The organism is Massilistercora timonensis (genome assembly GCF_048354975.1).
Lineage (GTDB): Bacteria > Bacillota > Clostridia > Lachnospirales > Lachnospiraceae > Massilistercora > Massilistercora timonensis.
This window is the reverse complement of record NZ_DBGCJQ010000073.1, coordinates 1-21051: the sequence shown is the minus strand read 5'-3', so window position 1 is coordinate 21051 and position 21051 is coordinate 1. Positions and strand designations below refer to the sequence as shown.

Sequence of the window (21051 nt, the reverse complement as noted above, 5' to 3'; positions counted from 1 at the left end):
CTTTCTATAACTGGATGGACAGAAATGCCGGCACGATCACGATCACCAGCACCACCGCCAGCATAAGGAACATAGGCGCCAGGAGCTTGGTCCCGGCCTCCTCGCCCAGTCTTTTTGCCCGGGCTTTTCGCTCCTCGAATGCCTGGATCGCCTCCATCCGCAGCATCTGTGTCAGTCCCTTGGTCCCTTTTCTTAAGTTCTGGGACAAAAGTGCTCCAAGCCGCATGTACTCCTGAACCTGGCAGCGCCTGCCGAACCGCTCGTAGCTCTCGGACTCCATCACCCCGCTGTCCATCTCCCGGGCGGTCCTTATCATTTCCTCATAAATGTACCGCTCCCCCCGGGCTTTTCCCTTGGTTTCATAATCCGTTATGATCTTCTTCCAGGCCCGCTTCACCGTCATCCCCGCGCCCAGGAACAAGGTCAGCTTACTGATGATCTCCGGGTAATCCCGGATCATCTGCTCCTTCCTCTTCTGCTGTTCCTTCAGAAAGTCCTGCTTCTCTTTGGCCAGGAGCAAAAGCCCTGTCATAAGGGCCATCCCCATGATCACAAGCCCCCGGATGTCAAGCCTGGGATAGTAGCGCACTTTTTCCCCGTCCACTGTCTCCGGAAGCCGCAGCTCCTCCCGGGTCTGGGTCTCCTTGTCCCGGTCCCGGATCTCCTGCTCCAGATTTTGCTTGCGGGCCTCGTCCGCCCCCAGGGTCCTCGGGTATACCATCGCCGTACACTCATAGAGGGCCTGCCGGGTCTCGTCCTCCTGATAGGTAAGGACCGCCTTCAGGTTCACCAGGGTCCCCTCCGGGGAGAGGGCTCCTTCCTGCAGTTCCCCGTAGACGTTCATCACATCATAACGGTCCATCTCCCAGGACACGTCCACCGGCTCCCCGGGGACTTCCGTCACCAGGTTCATATCCTGCTCGATCCGGTCCAGGGACTGGTTCTCTCCCAGGATCTCCCTCTCCAGAAGGGCCGTGGATCTGTGAAAAAGCTCCTGGAGCCCGGCTCCGTCGTAGGCCTGCTCTGAGACCTCCACCGTAAGGTCCGCCGACTCGCCTCCTTCCAGGGCAGCTCTTAGTTCTTCCACCCGCTTTCCCTTCCCGTAGGGGTTCCGGATCAGGCCGCCCTCCAGGCGGACCGTAGATCTCTGGAAATCCAGAAGGAAGATAAGAATCCCCATCCCCAGCATCAGGCCGGACACCAGCAGCGTCAGACCTCGATATCTACCAGCTTTTCGCCAAGCACGCAGGCGCCCGTATAAACCAGCAAACATATCGTCATCACTCCTGTTCCTGCTATATTTCCATATAAACACGCGGTAAATTCCGGAAAACTTAAGATCAGATAGAAGATGATCCCGTATGGGATCCAGGACATTACTTTGAATTCATACTTCTTCGCCGCAAGGATGGTGTCGATCTCCCGGTGGACCTCGATCTTGTCTCCGATCTGTCCCACCGTATTCTGGATGATCCCGATCATATCCCCGCCGCTTCGCTTTGCCGCAGAGAATACCGCGGCGAAATTCTCCACATCCTTCAGTCCCACCCGGCCGGCGAACTCCTCAAACACCTGCTCCATGGGCATCTGCAGCCGCATCTGGCGCACCATCCGCTCCAGTTCCACCGAGATCAGCTCCTCCGGCGGATACAGAAGCTTAAGCTCTTTCTGGGTCTCCCGCAGGGCGTTCTCCACGGAGTAGCCGCTGTTTAAAGCAGAGGCCATATCCTGGATCATCTCCTTGAACTGCAGGAGAAAGGCGCTTCTTTTCTTCCTCAGATACTCCGCCTCCCGGCTCCGGTACTTCCACACCAGCAGCGGGCACAACGCCGGCACTGCCCAGAAGGACCGGTAGTAAAGCCAGGCTGTCAGGACCACGAAGCCTGCCGCTTTCACAAATGCCGCGGCCCGCTCACGCTTCCGGATCGCCTGCTGCCAGTAGCTTCTCCCGGTGGACAAGCTCCTGATCTTTTCTCCAAATTCCCTGAATCTTCCCATCTCTCTCCCCTGTCTCCTCGTAGCTGTACAGCGGCGCAAGCCGGATCTCTCCCTCCCGGTAGTCCCTGACCTCCGCCACTTCCAATACCTTTCTGGTCCTGTCCCGCAGGCGCCCCAGATGGACGATGACATCGATCCCTGAGGCGATCTGCCGCCGGATGGCCGGCAGAGGCAGCTCCATCCCCATCAGCACCATAGTCTCCAGCCGGCTCAACATATCCGCCGGGCTGTTGGCATGCCCCGTGCTTAAGCTTCCGTCATGTCCGGTGTTCAGCGCCTGCAGCATATCAATGGCCTCCGCGCCCCGCACCTCCCCTACGATGATCCGGTCCGGCCGCATCCGCAGGGCCGAGCGGATCAGGTCCCGGATGGTCACCTCCCCGCTCCCTTCCACGTTGGCGTTCCTGGCCTCCAGGCTCACCAGGTTGGGAACGTCCAGGATCCTTAGCTCCGCATTGTCCTCAATGGTGATGATCCGCTCATCCTTGGGAATATACTGAGAAAGGGCGTTTAAAAATGTGGTCTTCCCCGACCCGGTGCCCCCGCTGATGAAGATGTTGTATCCCGCCCGCACCAGGCGGGCCAGGAATCCCACCACCTCCGGACTTACCGACTGCCAGGCCAGCAGATCCTTCATGGTGATGGCTTCTCTGGGGAACTTCCGGATGGTGACGATAGGCCCGTTCAGGGCCACCGGCGCCAGGACCACATTGACCCGGGAGCCGTCGGGAAGCCTGGCGTCCACAATGGGATTAGCCTCATTGACCAGCCGGTTGGATCCTGCCACGATCTGCTGGATCACATCCTCCAGCTTCTCCCGGGACAGGAACCGTTTGTCCGACTGGAAGAGCCGTCCCTTCTTCTCCAGGAAGATGCTCTGGGTGCCGTTGATCATGATCTCCGTGATCTCTTCGTCCTCCAGGAACTCTTCCAGAAGATCCAGCTTGCGGAAGGCGTTGAAAAGCTCCCTCCCCAGGGCCGTCTTCCTGTCCAGGGGCAGATATTCCTGCCTGCCCGCTTCCTCCAGGACCCGGTAAATGATCTGGGTAAGCTCTTCGTCCTGCACCTCCCGGGTCAGGTCCAGCTGCTCCAGGATCCTTGCGTGCAGGTGTTCTTCCCCCGTCATGCCGGCTCCTTTCTCCACAGGATCTTCCCCAGGATGTCGTCCCTTCCAAGGAGGGCCGCTTCCTCCCGGAACTGCCGGATCTTCGCCTGGGCCAGCGGGTCTTCCGCCTCCGGCATATGGATCTGAGCGCAGGCTTCCAGCAGGGAATAAAGTCCCGGCACCGCCTCGTCAATATCCAGGATCACCGTCTCATAGAGGCTCTCCCGCAGGATCCGCAGGGCCAGCTCCCTCCACTCCTCTCCCCGGATGCTCTTCATATCTTCCGGCATAGGCATGGGGAGCACATAGTCCAGGCCATTCCGATGCCGGACCATGGAAGCAAGGATCATCCCCAGGTTTCCCTTCTCCTGCCTGGCATAGTAGACCACGTCCGCCAGCGTCTGTCCTCCCTCTTCAAAATGTCCCCCGATCCCGCCGTAGACTTCCAGGTTCAGGTAAAGCACGTTCTCCCGGGCCGCCAGTTCCTCTCCCAGCCGGAGCGCATATCCGGTCTTCCCGATCCGGTGGACCGGGGAAAACACGCCGATAAGCTTTCCCGGCTCCCTGCCGGAAGGACGGCGGAAGATATCTTCCCCGCTCCCTTTCTCTCCCCAGGCCTTCAGTACCGCTTCCAGGATCTTCTCGCCGGGCTGATATTTATAGAGGATCTCCTCTCCCTCCCCGGGCGGCTGTCCCGGGTCTCCGGTGAGCAGGAAAACGGTCTTCCCCGTCAGTTTCTTTCGCTCCTCCTCCGGGAACTGGTCGGAGATGATCAGGCAGTCCGCCTGTTCCTCCTCCACCCCCTCCAGGTCGGTATACACCTGTACCTGCAGGGACAACTCCCGCTTCTGAGACAAAAACATCCCCAGCGCCCTGGCATATCCCTTCTCCGGATCACAGATGATCAGTCGTTTACTGTTCCCATAGTATCCCTCCTCTTCTGTTGAAAACCAATGTGTGCCATTGTTTGGATTCCTTTGCTGAACCAGCATAGAATTCAGATGATCTTGAAACTGTCTTTTAGAAAATGATCAGATACAAGTCCCGGACGGAACTTGTAGGGTGATTATACTCCCGGAGTTTCTTTTTTGTCCATCCCTTTTTGCAAAAAGGATGATCTTTGTAAAACCTTTACAAAATTTCCGGAAGAATTTCTGTAGAAATTTCTATACAAACTTTTTCCCGCCGGATATAATAGTCACGAAAGGAGATTCGCCATGAACGTGACTGTTTTTTCCGCCTCAGATCTTAACTGTCCCCCTGCCGCTCCCGGACCGGATACCCTTGCCCTCTGGCTTCTCCCGGTTTCCGACAGCGGCCTTGCGGGACTTGATTTCCGCCATCTCTCAGACAGGGAACAGGAGCGGTGCGCAAGGATTTCCCGCCCGGAGGAACGGCAGCGCTACCAGGTGGCCCACGCCGCTCTTCGCAGGATCTTAAGCGCATATCTTGGCTGCTCGCCCCGGGACCTTGTATTTTCCGCCAACCAGTACGGGAAGCCTTATCTCTCCTACCCCCTGGACCCGGGAGCCGGACAGCTCCACTTCAGTCTGTCCCACTCCGGGGGATATGTGGCCCTTGCCTTCTCTTCCGTCTCCCCGGTGGGCGTGGATATTGAGCGGGACCGGCCTTCCATCAAACCACAGGAACTGGCCGAACGGTTCTTCCATCCCCAGGAAGCGCGCCGGTTAAGCGCCCTGTCTCCCCAGGAACAAAGAACCGGTTTCCTTAAGCTCTGGACCCTGCGGGAAGCATTCTTAAAAGGCCTGGGAACCGGATTCTATACCGCCTCCGACTCCTTCGCCATCTGCCCGGACCGCCTTCCCGGCGTCTTCTGCGTCAGAGAAGGCGCGCCGGAATATTCCAGCTGGGAACTTCTCTCCCTAGACGCCCCGGAAGGCTATTTCTTAAGCATGGCTTACCAGCGCTCATAATCCCTGATAGAAGGCGATCCCGTAGAGCAGCGCCACTCCCGGCATGCCAAAGACCCCGGACGTACAGAAGGTAAGGGGATTCAGCCCCACATGAAGGGCGTGTCCTCCCGCTTCCAGAAACTGGTTGGCAAAGAAGATCACCGCCATCCCCAATACCGCCCGGATCAGAAAATTCACCAGGAAATGTGACCGGTATCCTGACATATCCCCGCTCCTTCCCTCTCTCTTGTTACCCATATATATCCAGACTCTGCGTATTTTATTCTCAGAAATTGCCTATACTAGGTAAAAAAAGGAGGCACCGTGATGAGACTGTTCCATGGGGAAAACAACGCGGATGTAGACCGGTACGCCAAACATCCGGACCCGGAGGGCGCCGCCCTCATCCGGGAGATCGCAAGGACCCGCCAGGAGATGGAAGACGCTTACAATCATTTCCAGAACGCATCCGATCCGGATCTGATCGACTGTTATATCTTCCGGGGAAATGCCGCCTGGAAGAAATACGAATTTCTGCTGCGGCAGGCAAAGATGCGTTAAAAGAGCGCCGGTTTTTGAAACCGGCGCTCTTGATTTAACACATTTTATAACTGAATGGTGATCTCCCGGTCTGTCCGGTGATACTGATGATACCGCACACCCGCGGAATCAAACATCCGCATGGATGCCTGCACCGACGGGGTATCCTCATACTTGTTGCAGTCGTAGATCACTTCCTTGATCCCGCTCTGGATGATGGCCTTGGCACACTCGTTGCAGGGGAACAGGGATACATAGAGCTTGGCTCCCTCCAGACTGCCTCCCCGGTAGTTGAGGATGGCGTTCAACTCGCTGTGGACCGTATACACATACTTGGTCTCCAGCGGATCTTCCCCTTCCCGCACCCAGGGAAATTCATCATCGGAACATCCGATGGGAAGTCCGTTATATCCCATGGACAGGATCTTATTGTCCTGGCTTACGATACAGCAGCCCACCTGGGTGTTGGGGTCTTTGGACCGCATGCCCGACAGGATGGCCACGCCCATAAAATACTCATCCCAACTGATATAATCTTTTCTCTTGCTTCCCATACATGTCCCTCCTTTATCTTCCTTACTTGGTTCCGAAGATCCGGTCCCCGGCGTCGCCCAGGCCCGGCACGATATATTTATGCTCGTTCAGATGGTCGTCCAGCGCCCCGATGTAGAGATCCACATCCGGATGCTCCCGGGTCATCCGCTCCACCCCTTCCGGAGCGGCAATGATGCATAAGAAACGGATGTGCTTCACGCCCTTGTCCTTCAGCATCTGGATGGCCGCCACGCTGGATCCTCCCGTTGCCAGCATGGGATCCACCACAAATACCTCCCGCTCGTCGCAGTCCGCCGGCAGCTTGCAGAAATATTCCACCGGCTCAAAGGTATCCGGGTCACGGTACAGACCGATATGGCCCACCTTCGCCGCAGGGATCATATTCAGGATCCCGTCTACCATGCCGATACCCGCCCGGAGAATGGGAACCACCGCCAGCTTCTTGCCGCTTAATTCCTTTCCCACCATCTCACAGATGGGTGTCTTGATCTTCACGTCCTCCACTTTCAGGTCCCGGGTGGCCTCGTAGCACATCAGCGCCGCGATCTCTCCCACGATCTCACGGAATTCCTTCGACCCCACTTCCTCTCTGCGGATATACGTGATCTTGTGCTGGATCAGGGGGTGATCCATAATCTGTACCTTTGACATCCTTCTTCCTCCTTAAATGTTTATCACATGATGACCGGCCGCTTTCAGAAGCCGGTTCATAATGGCGTTGCCGATGCCGCCTCTGGCAAATGATTCGCTGTAGATATAGTCCACCTCTTCGTGGTCAAATTCCCGCAGGATGGCATAGAGGTGGCTGGCGATGGTAGCCTCGTCCTCCCGGGTGCCGATGGATTTCACGATCCCCTGGCGGTAGCGGTCCCTGGATTCCTCTGTTCCGATGATCCCTACCTTGTAGCCCTGGGCGATCCGCTCCGCGGCCATCCCGTTGATAGCCTCGATCACCAGTTCCACCGGGCCTTCTACGATGCTTAGGTCCGCCTTGGGCGCATAATGCCGGTATTTCATTCCCGGCGCCTTGGGGGGCTTACTGCTGTCTGCGGAAATGCTGGCCGCATCCACGGCAATAGGACCGATCAGCTCCTCCAGCATCTCTTTTGTCACTGCACCCGGCCGCAGCAGCATGGGCGGGGTCACCGTCATGTCCAGGATGGTAGATTCCACGCCGATCTCCACGGTCCCGCCGTCCAGGATCATATCGATCTTTCCATTAAGATCCTCTTCCACATGCTGCGCCATGGTAGGGCTTGGCCTGCCCGACGTATTGGCGCTGGGCGCGGCGATAAAGCCGCCCCCCGCCCGGATCAGCTCCCGGGCAATGTCACTGCTGGGCATCCGTACCGCCACCGTATTCAGCCCGCCGGTGGTCTCATAGGGCACGATCCCGGTCTTGTCAAAGATCATGGTAAGCGGGCCGGGCCAGAACTTCTCCGCCACGATCTTCGCTTCTTCCGGGATGATCTCCGCGATCCTGGGAAGGTCTTCCATCCCGGCAATATGGACGATCAGCGGATTGTCCGAGGGCCTTCCCTTCGCCGCGTAAATCTTCTCCGCCGCCTGCTCATTCAGGGCGTCCGCCCCCAGTCCGTAGACCGTCTCCGTAGGAAAAGCTACAAGCCCGCCCTTCTTCAGGATCTTTCCTGCCTCTTCAATAATGTCTCTATCTGATTGTATGTTGTTGATCTTTTTGATAATAGTCTTCATGGGAACCATTATACTACAGTCTAATCTTGGAGACAAGTTTCGATTCCCTCTGCCACTGCCTCTGCGATCTTCTCCTGATACTCCTCACTGGCCAGAAGTTTTGCTTCCTCAGGATTGCTTAAGAACCCACACTCCACAATGACCGTAGGCGTCCGGGTCCTCCGCAGCAGATAGTAAGTGCCGTTGGCCTTGGCCTCCCGCGGATGTTCCGGATCCATGCGGATCAGCGCCTCCTGCAGGATGGCCGCCGCCTCTTTCCCCTTGGTGGAATGCTGATAGTAGAATACCTGGGCTCCCCGCACTTCCGGGTCCTGATAGCTGTTCTGATGGATGCTCACTGCAAGAAGTGCATTCTCTCCGTCGATCCGCTCCACCCGTTTCTTAATGTCCTCCACCTGCCGGTTGGCGCTCCCTTCCGGGGCCAGCGTCTCGTCCTTCTCCCGTGTCAGGACTGCCTGGATCCCCCGTTCTTCCAGCTTTCCCTTAAGCTTTTTCGCGATCTTGAGATTGACATCCTTCTCCTGGATCTCCCCTGCACCGATCTTTCCGGGATCCCTCCCTCCGTGCCCCGCATCCAGGACCACCTTCTTTTCTTCCGTTTCCACCTGATCTGAGACCACATATTTCTGCAGGTTCTTCCCGGCCATGAGAAGACCCGCGATCAGAAGGAGCAACAGGAACAGTTCAACCTTTTTCCCCAAGCAAAAAGCCCTCCCGCAGTCTGTTTTTGTTACCAAATATATGACTGTCGAAGGGCTTTTATTTAATTAATATACTGACGGATCAGGTCCCAGACTCCGGACTCTTCCTGGCCCAGAGCCCACTCTGCGGTCCCGGCCAGCCCATTGTCCTTCATAAGCTTCAGCTTCGCCTCCAGGGACTTCTCGTCTTCCAACCAGATCTTATATGTGGTGTCTCCTGACGTCCACTCGGCATAATTCTGCTGAGTCTCTTCGTCCCAGACAAGCTCCGCGCCGGCCTCCTCTACCGCAGCTTTCGCTGCAGACATTCCCAGGGCCTTGCTGCTTACGTTGGTTGGGTACTCCGCTGCTTCCGTTCCGGCCTGTTCGGCAAGCTCTTCTTCTGTTTTCGGCGTCTCTTCCCACAGCCGTGTGAAGAACGGAATACCGCTGATCACTTTCTCTTTGGGTACTTCTTCCAGCGTAGCCTCGATCCCGTCTTTGACATAGTTGTATGAGGATACCGAGCCCGCCTCCGGAGAGCCCGCATAGTGCTCATCATAACCCATGATGACCACATAGTCCGCTACGATCCCCTGTTCCTTCCGGTCGTACTGCATGTTATAGCCCATGGGCACGTAATTGTCCACGGAAAGGACCAGTCCGTTCTGCCTGCAGCGCACAGACAGCTCGCGGATAAACTGGATAAAGTGCTCCCCGCATTCCTCGGAAATCTTCTCGAAATCCACATTGATCCCGTCGATCCCTGTCTGCAGGGCATCCGCGATCAGCTGATTGATCAGATTCTCCCGGCTGGAGGTAGAACTTAAAAACTCCAGAGACTCCTCATTGGAATCGATCCCGCCGTCAAAATCTCTCACCGCCGCCCAGACTTCGATATTGGCCTGATGAGCGTAATTTACATAATCGGTAGAGGAAATAGAATCCAGATTTCCCTCGGTGTCCTTCACATGATACCAGGTCGGCGCAATCGTCGTAAGACCCTTTGTCTCTGCAATCCTCTGCAGCACCGTACTGTTCGCGTTGCGATTGGTCACGTTGTGCCAGGCCATGTTGATGGTATAATCCTTGGAAATACTGGTGTATTCCGGCTCCTCAAATTCCCGGGTGATATCCTTCGTCTCTTCCTTCCTTAAGGCGCCCTTCTTCACGTAACCGATGAATCCATCGCTGGTGAGAACCTTTCTCCAGTTCTCTTCATTCTCCAGGATGGTCACCTGGTCGTTCTTCGCCACTTCCGTCAGCACCGGGCTCTTCACCCCGCCACGGTAGCGCACCGCCGTATCCCGCTTCACTTCCGCCACGGTCTTTTCGCCCCAGTCACTCTGGACTACGATCCGCTGCGGATCATCGTACACTTCATATTCCATATTGGTGTACTTCTGGATAAAATCAAGGGCGATATAGGCTGTACTTCCCTCGGTTTTTAAAATGACGTAGTCTTCACTGTTTTTATCTCTGGACACGCTGTAATCCGTGCTTCCCACTTCCACGGAAACCATGTCCGTGGGCAGCGTATACAGCAGGATATTCTCGTTGGGATCCCAGTAGAAACGGCTGTTGATGTAATCCCTTACGATCTCATACTGCAGGTACGCCTTCCCCTCGGAGATCATCCCCTGAGGTTCCGTGATCTGATCGTTGACAATAACAGCCAGCTGACCTTCTTGTTGGATTCCATAATATTCCTGCAGGTTCGCCTGCTCTTTCGACGGGCTGTACCGCTTCCATAAAAACGCGCCCACCACTGCTGCTGCTATGAGAACGACCAAAAGTATGATCTTGATCGTAAGATTTCTTTTCCGTCTCCGCCTCGACTGTGGCCTTCTGGCCGCCGGTCTTCTGGCTGTCCGGTCCGCTGCGGGTCTGCGCTCCCTGCGCTCTCCCGTCCGGCGCTCTCTTTCCTGGCGTTCTCCCGCGGGGCGCTCCCTTGTGGGACGCTCCCTGCGCTCTCCCGTCGGACGTTCCCTCGTCGGACGTTCTCCCGCAGATCTCGGCCTCCGCCCGGAACCCTGTCCCAGATCTCTCCCGGCTGTCCGGTTTCTGATGGTCCGGTCGGAAGTTGTGCGGCTTCTCTTGTCTCTTTCTTCCATGCTGCACCTCCTACTAGACCTTATTATACCAACAATTATATGCCACGTCATTAATTTTTTGACATTCTTTGAGGGGTATCTACAATCTCTTTTTTTCCTTTACATCGTGGAAGTACAGTTCTCTGACGTCGCCTTTTTCATCCATCACGTAATCACGCATATAGTCGGCATCCTCCCTGACCATATACGCTCTCACCACCTGCATGGGACTGGCCGGTCGGCCTTCCAGGATGATCCCCACCCCCTTTCTCTCGTAACTGGTCAATTCATTGAAGAGCGTTTGTGCTTCTTTTTCTTGGTGTCCATTCATAGCGCATCCCCCTTCTCCTCGCAGTGCCTGGACACTGATAACTACGTTATGATCCGCGCAGGGAAAGACCAGAAAAAAGGTGCGTGATACAAAGTCTCCTCTCACACGGACAATACTAAGAAGATAGTCTGCATTGTTTTGGTTGTTTGTTTTGCTTGATCTTTGTACCGGAAACGGTACTTCTGATTTTCTATTAAGACAGTTTGTGAAAAAATAGAACTTACATTGAGAAAAATTTCTAAAAAAGCCGCCCTCCTTTGTTCTAAGAACGTAGTCATCAGGGAAAGCTATCTTCTAGTAACGTCATTATATCCGATAGCCCATTGCGGCGCAAGCACTTTTTTATTTTATATATATTTTATTTAACATCCCTTATTTTCTATGCTATACTGAACTAGAAGGAAGTGATGAATATGAAGATTGAGAAACTCAACGAGAATCAGATCCGCTGTACGCTTACCCGTGCCGATCTGGCTGAGCGTCAGCTCCAGTTGAGCGAACTGGCTTACGGTACCGAGAAGGCAAAATCACTTTTCCATGATATGATGCAACAGGCAGCTTTTGAATTTGGATTCGAGGCGGAGGATATCCCCCTGATGATCGAGGCGATCCCTGCTTCTTCCGATTCGATTGTTCTGATAATTACCAAAGTCGAGGATCCGGAAGAACTTGACACCCGGTTCTCGAAGTTCGCCCCCTCCCCAGGCGGCGACAGTGACCAGCGAAAGAAAGAAGCCCTTCAGAAGCTGGAGGGTGCGGAAACCCTTCTGAATCTGCTGGGCAAAGTAAAGGAAAAGATAAACTCTGCTGATACAGCCAATGACTCCATGGAAAAGGAAGCCCGGCAGGAGCATAAGGCGACGCTCCGCCTGTTCTCGTTCCCCACGATGGACAGCGTCCTGCGGGCCGTACATCTCTTGAGCCAGATGTACAAAGGTTCCAATACCCTGTATAAGGATCATGAGGAAGACGTCTACATCCTGGCGCTGACCCAGGCGGATTATGAGACCAGAGATTTCAACCGGATCTGCAATATGCTGACCGAGTACGGTACACTGGAGAAGGCAAGCGGCGCTACACTGGCATTTCTGGAAGAGCACTGCGAAGTCCTTGTTTCCTCCAATGCGGTTGAAAAGCTGGCGGCCATCTGACAAGATCTGCAACAAAAAAGTTCTGTCCGGATGGACAGAACTTTTTTATTGGCATTACGCATTCAGAAACGCGTTGATCTTTTCTACCAGCAAATCTGCATCTATTCCATGCACCATCGCAGCCTCCGCCAGTGACTCGCCCTGAGAAGCCGGGCAGCCCAGGCAGTGCATTCCGATCTCCATCAGGATCGGCGCTACATTGGGATTCATGTTTAAGAGTTCTCCAATGGTCATCTCTTTCGTAACCTGTGCCATCTTAATTCCTCCTTTCTTTTCAGTGGTTCCATTATAATCGCTTTTTACCATTGTGTAAACATTTTAAAACAATTTCTTTTTAATATTTGACTTCTCAAATGTCAATAACTTTTTCGGTTTTTTTCGACAATCCATCAAATTTATTATAACTCCACAAAACGTCTGTTCTTTTATTTCCCTTGAATAATCCACCAAATTCCTCTGTTTTTGTGTGGATAATGTGGATAAAAATGTGAAATCAAGACTTTTTCCACCTTTTTCGGGAGTTTTGGTGTGGATAACTTGGATAAGTTTTATTGGCAAAAATTTACATTTTCATTTTCTTTTTTACAAATTTGTACAAAATGTATAAGTTTCAATTTTACCGTTTTTTTACCAAAAATATCCCGGGATTTCACCCGGGATATTTTCACAGTAATCGTCTGACGGTAATGATATCGGTATAGGTTGCGGAGATGATCCCGATCCCCCGGGCGCTGTTGATAGCGTTCACGATCTGTCCGTTCCCCATGTAGATCCCCACATGCCCGTCGTAACAGATAATATCTCCCGGGATCGCCTCGCTATAGCTCACCGCCCGTCCGGATCCCCGCATCTCGGCGGATGTCCGGGGAAGACTGACTCCAAAGTGGGCGTACACGGACTGGACAAAACCGGAGCAGTCCGCCCCGTTAGTCAGGCTTGTCCCTCCCCACACATAAGGATTTCCAATGAACTGGCAGGCGTAATCCACCACAGCCTGTCCGCTCCCTGCCTTTTCTTTTGCTTCTTCTTCCGCCTTCCTGCGGGCTTCCTCCGCTTCTTTAGCAAGGCGGGCCTCTTCCTCCTCCTTAGATTCGGCGTAAGTGAAGGCTTCCTCCGGCTTTTCTTCCGGATCCTCTTCCCTGGCCTCCTCTATAATCTCCTGGGCTTTTTGTTCGGCGTTGTTTCCTATTATAATGTAGTCGGAATACACATATCCTTCCACAGAGCCGGACTGGATCTTCGTCCACTCATCCACAGGGCCGGTGATCTTCGCCGCGTAATCCGGGTACAACTTGCCAACCCAGGCGCTCTGCTTCGTGGGCTCACTTCTGATATACAGAAATGAATCCACGTCGGCGAACGCCATATCCAAATACTCGCCCTTCTCTGTCGGCACCAGATAGTCGGAAGCGTCTATCTCCTGGCCGGATGAATAACAGTCGCTTAATACTTCCTCGATCCCCACGCTTGGCATCACCGGATCAGCGGCTGTGTCAGAAGCCTGTGCCGTGGCCGGGAGAGCCAGGGCAGCCCCTGAAAAAGTAACCAGGAACAATCCCTTTTTAAGAATAGAACCCATAAACTCCCTCCTTTATGTTTTCTTATCTTTTGTAAATATTACAGAATTGTTACATATGTTACGGATTTATTATATCATTGCTTTTTCCAAAGTCAAGGTGTTTTGCCTGGTTTTTTCTCGTCATATTCTCCCCTTTTTCTACTTAAATTATTACAAATTGTTACATTTTGAGATTTTCTGTTGACAGGCGACTCCTGTCTGATTATACTAATTATAGTAACAATTATTATTATCGAAAGGAGGTTACCTATGGGCTCTCTGAAATACAGTCGTCAGCGCGCTTCTATTAAAGAGTATCTGATGAGCACTGTGGATCACCCTACTGCCGATACCGTATATCTCCATGTACGAAAAGAATTTCCACGCATCAGTCTTGGAACCGTATATCGCAACCTGAACCTGCTGGCAGATATGGGGGAGGCAGTGAAGATTACCACGCCAAACGGCGGCGACCGCTTTGACGGACGTATCGATCCTCATTATCACGTTGTATGCACTTCCTGCGGCAAGGTTTTCGATCTGAAGCTTACGGATACACATATGGACGAGATCAATAAGATCGCCAACGAACATTTTGACGGGAAGATCGATTCCCACACCACACTCTTCTACGGAACCTGCAGGGACTGCATGGAGAACAAAAAAGAGAAAAAAATCCAGATCAGCGATTGACATTTTCACTTAAGTATGCTATTTTAATATCAGTAATAATTACTAATATTAAAATTGATAATAACAATCAAACACAAAAAGAAAAGGAGAGATCAGCTATGAAAAAATTTGTATGTACTGTATGTGGTTACGTTCACGAGGGAGATGCCGCTCCGGCAGAATGTCCGGTATGTCACGCTCCGGCCGAGAAGTTCAAAGAGCAGACCGGCGACAGAGAGTGGGCTGCTGAGCACGTGGTAGGCGTTGCACAGGGCGTCAGCGAGGATATCCTTGCAGACCTGAGAGCAAACTTCGAGGGCGAGTGCTCCGAGGTTGGTATGTACCTGGCGATGGCAAGAGTTGCTCACAGAGAAGGCTATCCGGAGATCGGACTGTACTGGGAGAAAGCCGCTTACGAAGAGGCTGAGCACGCTGCGAAGTTCGCAGAGCTCCTGGGCGAAGTGGTAACCGACAGTACCAAGAAGAACCTGGAGATGAGAGTTGACGCAGAGAACGGCGCAACCGCCGGCAAGTTCGACCTTGCAAAACGCGCAAAAGCCGCTAACCTGGACGCCATCCACGACACCGTACACGAGATGGCAAGAGACGAGGCTCGCCACGGCAAAGCCTTCGAAGGATTACTCAAGAGATACTTTGGTTAAGCCACAAGCCAAGCACTAAGATATATGACGGCGCCTCGGCAAGCTTGCTTGTCAGAGGCGTACGTTATATAGCTTAGTATTCGGCGACAGCCGACAGCGAGAAAGCTCTGCTTTCGAGCTGGCTTGGCTTGTTCAACCCATTACCATTACGGCGACAGCCGACAGCGAGAAAGCTCTGCTTTCGAGCTGGCTTGGCTTGTTCAACCCGTTACCATTCCATTTTCCAAAAAGGAGGAACCACTATGTCTAAATACGCAGGAACCAAAACCGAGAAAAACCTTATGGACGCTTTCGCAGGCGAGTCCCAGGCGCGCAACAAATACACCTACTACGCCTCCGCCGCAAGAAAAGCAGGCTATGTTCAGATGGCCAACATTTTTGAAGAAACCGCGAACCAGGAGAAAGAGCACGCCAAACTGTGGTTCAAAGAATTCCACGGCATCGGCGATGTAGCTGAGAACCTGGCAGACGCCGCAGCTGGCGAGAACTACGAGTGGACCGACATGTACAAGCGCATGGCAGAAGAAGCCAGAGAAGAAGGCTTCGAAGAGCTGGCTGTTAAATTCGAGCGCGTAGCAGAGGTAGAGGCCGCTCACGAGAAACGCTACAACAAGCTTCTGGAGAGCTACAAGGCAGGAACTACCTTCAAGGGCGACGCTCCTCTTGGCTGGAAGTGCAACAACTGCGGATACATCTACATCGGAGAGGAAGCTCCGGAAGTATGTCCCGCCTGCGCACATCCAAGAGCACACTTTGAGAGAAAGGTAGAGAACTACTAAGATCTCCTTTTCAACAGATCCGGGGAACCTTCACAGGTTCCCCGGATCTATTTTTTTCTGTCTCAGTTTCAGGTACACGATCTCCCGGAACAGGGCATAGATCACTGCCGCCAGCGGGATCGAGACCAGCATTCCCGTTACTCCCATAAGACTCCCTCCCACGCTCACCGCCGCCAGTACCCAGATCGGCGGCAGGCCTACAGAATTTCCCACCACATGGGGATAGATAAGGTCTCCCTCGATCTCCTGGAGTACCAGGAACAGGATCAAAAACACCAGGGCCTTCACCGGATCTTCCAGGAAGATCAAGATCACCCCGGCCCCGCATCCCACAAAAGCCCCAAAGACCGGTACCAGCGCAGTGACGCTGATCACCACCCCCATCAGCAGGGCATAAGGGATCTTCAGGATCAGCATAGACACCACAAACAAACCTCCCAGGATCAGCGCCTCCACGCACTGCCCGGCCAGAAATCCGGCAAACGTCCGATAGGTAAAGGCGCACACCTCCAGCGCCGCCTCCGCCCGGCCTCTCCGGACAAAGGCAAAAAGCACCGTCCGCACCTGCCGCCCCAGCTTTTCCTTCTGCAGAAGGATATAGAGAGCAAAGGCAAATGCGATCAGGAAGGCCGCCACCTTGCTGACGATACTCCTTGCTGCCGTGACTGCGATCCCCCTCCAATCCAGCTGTAATTCCTTAAACCAGACTGCCCCTCTCTGCCACTCCTGCAGTCTGGGCGTATATGCCTGGATATTCTCCTTAAGTTCCTCAAAAGTTCTCCCCAACTGAGGAACCAGCAGGAAAGAAACCGCGGCAGCCAGTGCCGCCACCAACAAAAGAACAAGCAGCAGACTCACCGGTCTTGCTGCTTTTCTTACAAATCTCCCTCTCTCCTTCTTCCCCTGGCGGAACAAGTGCCTTTCCACGAAGTCCATAGGGACGTTCAGGATCAGGGCAATAGCTCCGCCCAGGGCGAAGGGGAATAAGACATGGAAGATCATCTGATATTTCCACAGGCAGACAAGGATGAATGCCGCGAAAAGGATCAGACTCCTTATTTTCTTCATGGTCTCCCGGTTGAATTCCATAAACTCCTCCCGGAGTTCTTCCCGCTATTTCTGGAGACGGGTGCGGATCCATTTCAGGATCTGGATGACCGGAAGGTTCAAAAGCGCCAGCCCGTATACGGTAAACAGCTGCTCCATGCTCAGCGGAACCACCTTGAACAGGTTGTGAAGCGCCGGGATCATCAATACGGAAGTGATCAGGAACAGACCAAGGAGGAATGCTCCGATCAGGAAAATATTGTTGAAGAACCGCCGTGTAAAGATTACCGGATGGTTGGACTTACAGTTAAATCCGTGAACCAGACGGCTGGTACACAGAGTTCCAAAGGCCATGGTGCTGGCAAGAGCGGCTCCGCCGGTCCGGTATCCGATCAGGAAAGCTGTCATCGTCATGATCCCGATCACCAGACCCTCGGTCCCGATACTCAGAAGGTAATTCTTCGTCAGGATAGACTCGTTCATCGGACGTGGCTTCTCCTTCATCACCTCCGTGGTATGGGGCTCCAGTCCCAGCGCGATGGCCGGAAGGCTGTCCGTCAGAAGGTTGATGAACAAAAGGTGTACCGGAGCGAAAGGCACCGGAAGGGCCGCGATAGAGGCATAAAGCACTGCCAGGATCGCGCCGAAGTTACCAGACAGCAGGAACTGAATGGAATTCTTGATATTCTGGTAAATGTTCCGTCCGTTTTCCACCGCCTTTACAATGGTGGCAAAGTTATCGTCAGTCAGCACCATCGCCGCCGCATCCTTGGAAACCTCACTTCCTGTGATTCCCATGGCGACGCCGATATTGGCCTGCTTGAGAGCCGGGGCGTCGTTGACGCCGTCACCGGTCATGGCAACGATATTTCCCTTATCCTGCCATGCCCGCACGATCCGGATCTTGTGCTCCGGCGATACCCGCGCGTATACAGAAATGCCTTCCACGAAATCCTGCAGCTCTTCATCCGACATATTTTCGATCACCGCACCCTCGCAGGCCTCGGACTCCTCTTTCAGGATTCCGATCCGCTTGGCAATGGCCGCCGCAGTCACCTTGTGGTCACCGGTGATCATAATGGGCTTGATTCCTGCACTGATACATTCCGCTACCGCCGCTTTAGATTCCTCTCTCGGCGGATCCATCATGGCGATCAGGCCAAGGAAGGTAAGATCATTCTCATCTTCCACTGTAAGTTCCCGCGTTTCATCCATTTCTTTATAACAGAAAGCAAGCACCCGAAGACCATCTCGGGAGAACTCCATATTCTGTTTTTCAATCTTCATTCGATCTTCTTCTGTGATCTCTCTTACAGTATCCCCGATGCGGATACTCTTCATACGTCCCAGCAGCACATCCACAGCGCCCTTTACGACAACCGTGTATTTTCCGTCAAATCCGTGAGCTGTGGACATCAGCTTCCGGTCGCTGTCAAAAGGAACCTCCGACAGCCGGGGATAGTCGTCCCGGATCTGGGAGACATTCCGGTCGTGACGGCTTCCTACATTTACCAGCGCAGTCTCTGTGGGATCTCCAATCTCCTGCTCTTCTGTGACGGTAGAATCGTTACACAGGACGCTGCAGCGGAACAGAAGTTCCTGGTTCTCTTCCTGGAAATTGATCTGATCCACCGGAATCCGCTTCTCATCTACGTAGTAATCTTCCACGGTCATCTTATTCTGGGTCAGCGTTCCCGTCTTATCCGAACAAATAATAGACACGCTTCCCAGGCCTTCCACTGCCTGAAGCTTGCGGATGATGGCGTGTTCTCTGGCCATCTTCTGAGTACCGAAGGAAAGCACGATGGTAACGATAGAACTCAGCGCCTCCGGGATCGCGGCTACCGCAAGAGCTACCGCGAAAAGGAACGCGTCTACCACAGAACCGCCCTGGATCACATTGATCCCAAACAGGATACCGCAGAATACCAGGATGATGATGGACAGCTTCCGGCCAAAATCATCTAGGTTGATCTGAAGCGGGGTACGCTTCTCAGAGGTACTCTTCAGAAGACTGGCGATCTTGCCCACCTCTGTGCCCATTCCGATCTGTGTCACTTCAAATGTAGCCCTTCCGTATGTGGCAAAGCTTCCGGAGAATACCCGGTTGGTCTGGTCGCCCAGAGCCGCTCCTTCCGGTACTTCATCCAGAGACTTCTCCACAGAAAGACTTTCGCCGGTCAGGGCGCTCTCATCCACCTTCAGGCTGGCGCAGGTAAGGAGCTTTCCGTCTGCCGGGATGCAGTCGCCTGCCTCCACGATCACTTCATCTCCAATCGTAACCTCTCTGGACGGGATCTGGATAGTCTCGCCGTCCCGGACAACCTTGGCCTCCGGTGCGGACAGCTGCTTCAGGCTGTTCAGAGACTGCTCCGCCTTCACGGTCTGCACCGTTCCCAGGATGGCGTTCATGGTGATCACCACAAAGATAACCAGCGCACTCTCCGCATCTCCCAGGAAACCGGAGATAATGGCGGCGAAGATCAGAATGATCACCAGGAAATCCTTGTACTGCTCCAGGAAGATCTGCAGGGTACTCTTCTTCTTGCCCTCCATCAGCTCATTAAATCCATATTTCTCTTGATTTTGTCTGGCCTGTTCACTTGTCAACATATGAATTCCTCTCTTTCCTGCAATAGACTCAAAAAAAGAGACCTCTATTGCATACTTAGTGTGTGCAATAAAAGTCTCACTATTTCATTACGACCCGGACAATTGCTTATCGTACTGACGACGTCGTAAACATCAGGATAAATACTGATGCAAGTTACTCCCTTTTATCTTTAACTACAATAAACGAATTTCCGGGGCTTGTCAACAAAAATTTCCAAATTTATTTCCAATCCGGCCCGAAAATCGTCAGAGGAATGTTATAATCCCTCTTGCTTTTTTAAAAATGATTTGCTATAACTTTCATATATTAATTGCTTTTCTAAATGAGTCCTTACCATCTCTCATTTCAGCAATCAGCTTTTCTAATATTCTACTTATAATTATCCTGAACTAATCAGCTACACCATTTAGCCTAATATACTTACCCGGGCAGCCGGGGGACGTGTTCTCACCCGATTCCGAGTCCTTGCGGAAGGTGGTGATTATTATGAGTACATATGAGGAACTGAGCTTGATCGTAAGCATCGCCTTACTGATAGTATCTATTCTGAATTTTACACATAAGAAATAGACGTCCTGCTCCTGAGAAAAGTGAACGTCCATCTCTGATAGTTTGAAACTTATTCGCCGGGTCGGGTGACCTGCACTCACCTTCCGGCTGTCCTGTTAAGTATATTATAGCAAGTACACTTTAAAAGTCAACCATTCTAGTGCGATAACACTGGGGTAGCGCTGTGCAAAAATGGAAGAAGGTGATTTGTGATAAAACATGTTGATTTATTAAGTACGGACTTATTTTCTGATGAAATAAGCTATGTTTCTATTGGACGAATACGAAAAGATATCATAAACTCTATTCTCGGAAAATATCCGGAATTTACCGACATTCTTTCGCCTGATAAGGAAATTTTGTTTTGGCGCGACCGCGTTAAACACACAAGAACGACATCGAAAAGATTTTTCCTCTGAGGAGGAATATGAATTTTGCTTTGAACGAATTCCCTGGATTATCAGACATCCCGATTACATCAGCATTCACCCAAACAAAGACAGTATTTCATTTATCTGCAAATTTACGGATAATGTTTCTGTCGCAGTGCGACTGTCTGCAGATGGCCGCCTGGCTTATCGAACCATGTACCCGTTAAGGGATTCGCAATTAAACAATTACATATCACAAGGAAGAGCTTGGAAAGTCTAAACGATTTGACAAATACCCGTTTCTGTTATAATATAAAAACACAAAATTGAGTATTCTGTTTATAAAGATAAGATATTCAAGGATAGAACAGGCAGCTATCACGCCCAAGTGGTCTTAAAGAGATGCCGGAGTGCCACCCGGCTGAATAACTTATCTTTTATAATACCAAACACCTGTCAGTAAAATTGATAACATAATCTTAAAAGCAGACCTCGCAGCAATGCGGGGTCTTTTACATTACAATAAACGAAAAGAGTAGTCGCTCGCATCTTGGCAAGGATAAGCGACTACTCTTCGTAGTTTAACATCTTGCCCGGAACGGATAGATTGGCACACTAGCAAGAGAAAATCAAAAAACAGCGGAAACCCGCATCTGCAAAGTTTCCGCCACTCTCATTCCATGAGCGTGCGGGGATTCGAACCCCGGACAACTTGATTAA

General features: G+C 52.6%; 22 protein-coding genes. 7 read left to right on the top strand and 15 right to left on the bottom strand.

The window, feature by feature from the left end; translation table 11 throughout:
* Positions 1–4: 4 nt before the first annotated feature.
* The 4 genes from ACML7B_RS06850 to ACML7B_RS06835 are packed head-to-tail and all read right to left on the bottom strand — an operon-like array spanning position 5 to position 4095.
* Positions 5–1273: a type II secretion system F family protein gene (locus ACML7B_RS06850; RefSeq protein ID WP_418540101.1), complete on the bottom strand. Its 1269-nt coding sequence runs from the start codon at positions 1271–1273 to the stop codon at positions 5–7.
* Positions 1210–1998: a type II secretion system F family protein gene (locus ACML7B_RS06845; protein WP_418540099.1), complete on the bottom strand. Its 789-nt coding sequence runs from the start codon at positions 1996–1998 to the stop codon at positions 1210–1212. The genes ACML7B_RS06850 and ACML7B_RS06845 overlap by 64 nt, the downstream gene beginning before the upstream one ends.
* Positions 1913–3124, bottom strand: coding sequence for a CpaF family protein (locus ACML7B_RS06840; protein ID WP_418540159.1), 1212 nt, complete (start codon positions 3122–3124; stop codon positions 1913–1915). Before ACML7B_RS06840 ends, ACML7B_RS06845 begins: the two co-directional genes overlap by 86 nt.
* The gene (locus ACML7B_RS06835; RefSeq protein ID WP_418540097.1) at positions 3121–4095 is read right to left on the bottom strand and encodes a hypothetical protein; all 975 of its coding nucleotides are present in this window, start codon (positions 4093–4095) and stop codon (positions 3121–3123) included. The genes ACML7B_RS06840 and ACML7B_RS06835 overlap by 4 nt, the downstream gene beginning before the upstream one ends.
* A 225-nt stretch (positions 4096–4320) precedes the next feature.
* Between ACML7B_RS06835 and ACML7B_RS06830 the strand changes: the two genes are divergently transcribed.
* Positions 4321–5037, top strand: a complete 717-nt coding sequence (locus ACML7B_RS06830; protein ID WP_418540095.1) for a 4'-phosphopantetheinyl transferase family protein — start codon at positions 4321–4323, stop codon at positions 5035–5037.
* Here ACML7B_RS06830 and ACML7B_RS06825 read toward each other — a convergent pair.
* A complete protein-coding gene (locus ACML7B_RS06825) occupies positions 5032–5274 on the bottom strand; it encodes a pro-sigmaK processing inhibitor BofA family protein (protein ID WP_346707381.1) in 243 nt (80 codons plus the stop codon). The genes ACML7B_RS06830 and ACML7B_RS06825 overlap by 6 nt on opposite strands.
* 69 nt (positions 5275–5343) lie before the next feature.
* Here ACML7B_RS06825 and ACML7B_RS06820 point away from each other — a divergent pair, with 69 nt between their 5' ends.
* Positions 5344–5577 (top strand): YaaL family protein, encoded by a 234-nt coding sequence (locus tag ACML7B_RS06820; RefSeq protein ID WP_346707382.1) that lies wholly within the window; start codon positions 5344–5346, stop codon positions 5575–5577.
* 44 nt (positions 5578–5621) lie between these two features.
* Here ACML7B_RS06820 and ACML7B_RS06815 read toward each other — a convergent pair whose 3' ends face one another.
* The 6 genes from ACML7B_RS06815 to ACML7B_RS06790 form a co-directional block, all read right to left on the bottom strand.
* The gene (locus tag ACML7B_RS06815) at positions 5622–6110 is read right to left on the bottom strand and encodes a deoxycytidylate deaminase (RefSeq protein ID WP_106789328.1); all 489 of its coding nucleotides are present in this window, start codon (positions 6108–6110) and stop codon (positions 5622–5624) included.
* A 22-nt stretch (positions 6111–6132) separates the two neighbouring features.
* Positions 6133–6762 carry a uracil phosphoribosyltransferase gene (gene upp, locus ACML7B_RS06810; RefSeq protein WP_418540092.1) on the bottom strand — a complete coding sequence of 210 codons (630 nt, stop codon included), beginning with the start codon at positions 6760–6762 and terminating at the stop codon, positions 6133–6135.
* Positions 6763–6774: 12 nt separating this feature from the next.
* Positions 6775–7824, bottom strand: coding sequence for an L-threonylcarbamoyladenylate synthase (locus ACML7B_RS06805; RefSeq protein ID WP_346707383.1), 1050 nt, complete (start codon positions 7822–7824; stop codon positions 6775–6777).
* A gap of 20 nt (positions 7825–7844) precedes the next feature.
* A complete protein-coding gene (locus ACML7B_RS06800; RefSeq protein WP_418540089.1) occupies positions 7845–8525 on the bottom strand; it encodes an N-acetylmuramoyl-L-alanine amidase family protein in 681 nt (226 codons plus the stop codon).
* A 62-nt stretch (positions 8526–8587) separates the two neighbouring features.
* Positions 8588–10618, bottom strand: coding sequence for a glycosyl hydrolase family 18 protein (locus ACML7B_RS06795; protein WP_418540087.1), 2031 nt, complete (start codon positions 10616–10618; stop codon positions 8588–8590).
* Positions 10619–10697: 79 nt separating this feature from the next.
* The gene (locus ACML7B_RS06790; RefSeq protein ID WP_418540085.1) at positions 10698–10928 is read right to left on the bottom strand and encodes a hypothetical protein; all 231 of its coding nucleotides are present in this window, start codon (positions 10926–10928) and stop codon (positions 10698–10700) included.
* A gap of 413 nt (positions 10929–11341) precedes the next feature.
* On the opposite strand from ACML7B_RS06790, the gene ACML7B_RS06785 reads away from it, so the two are divergent.
* Positions 11342–12079 carry an adaptor protein MecA gene (locus ACML7B_RS06785; RefSeq protein WP_418540083.1) on the top strand — a complete coding sequence of 246 codons (738 nt, stop codon included), beginning with the start codon at positions 11342–11344 and terminating at the stop codon, positions 12077–12079.
* A gap of 54 nt (positions 12080–12133) precedes the next feature.
* Here the strand turns inward: ACML7B_RS06785 and ACML7B_RS06780 are convergent, their stop codons facing one another.
* Together ACML7B_RS06780 and ACML7B_RS06775 are read right to left on the bottom strand one after the other, a co-directional pair.
* Positions 12134–12334 carry a DUF1858 domain-containing protein gene (locus tag ACML7B_RS06780; RefSeq protein ID WP_106789334.1) on the bottom strand — a complete coding sequence of 67 codons (201 nt, stop codon included), beginning with the start codon at positions 12332–12334 and terminating at the stop codon, positions 12134–12136.
* 409 nt (positions 12335–12743) lie between these two features.
* Positions 12744–13658, bottom strand: a complete 915-nt coding sequence (locus ACML7B_RS06775; RefSeq protein WP_346707388.1) for a C40 family peptidase — start codon at positions 13656–13658, stop codon at positions 12744–12746.
* 249 nt (positions 13659–13907) lie between these two features.
* On the opposite strand from ACML7B_RS06775, the gene ACML7B_RS06770 reads away from it, so the two are divergent.
* The 3 genes from ACML7B_RS06770 (at position 13908) to rbr (ending at position 15750) form a co-directional block, all read left to right on the top strand.
* A complete protein-coding gene (locus ACML7B_RS06770; RefSeq protein ID WP_418540081.1) occupies positions 13908–14330 on the top strand; it encodes a Fur family transcriptional regulator in 423 nt (140 codons plus the stop codon).
* Positions 14331–14428: 98 nt separating this feature from the next.
* A complete protein-coding gene (locus ACML7B_RS06765; protein WP_106789337.1) occupies positions 14429–14971 on the top strand; it encodes an NADH peroxidase in 543 nt (180 codons plus the stop codon).
* 242 nt (positions 14972–15213) lie between these two features.
* Entirely contained in the window at positions 15214–15750 is a 537-nt protein-coding gene (gene rbr / locus ACML7B_RS06760) for a rubrerythrin (protein WP_106789338.1), read from the top strand.
* Between the two features lie 30 nt (positions 15751–15780).
* Here the strand turns inward: rbr and ACML7B_RS06755 are convergent, their stop codons facing one another.
* Positions 15781–16839: an AI-2E family transporter gene (locus ACML7B_RS06755; protein WP_418540080.1), complete on the bottom strand. Its 1059-nt coding sequence runs from the start codon at positions 16837–16839 to the stop codon at positions 15781–15783.
* A gap of 24 nt (positions 16840–16863) precedes the next feature.
* On the bottom strand, positions 16864–19410 hold the full coding sequence (locus ACML7B_RS06750) for a cation-translocating P-type ATPase (RefSeq protein ID WP_418540077.1): 2547 nt from the start codon (positions 19408–19410) through the stop codon (positions 16864–16866).
* A gap of 868 nt (positions 19411–20278) precedes the next feature.
* Between ACML7B_RS06750 and ACML7B_RS06745 the strand changes: the two genes are divergently transcribed.
* Complete coding sequence (locus ACML7B_RS06745) at positions 20279–20611, top strand: PBECR2 nuclease fold domain-containing protein (RefSeq protein WP_418540157.1); 333 nt, start codon at positions 20279–20281, stop codon at positions 20609–20611.
* Positions 20612–21051 lie beyond the last annotated feature (440 nt).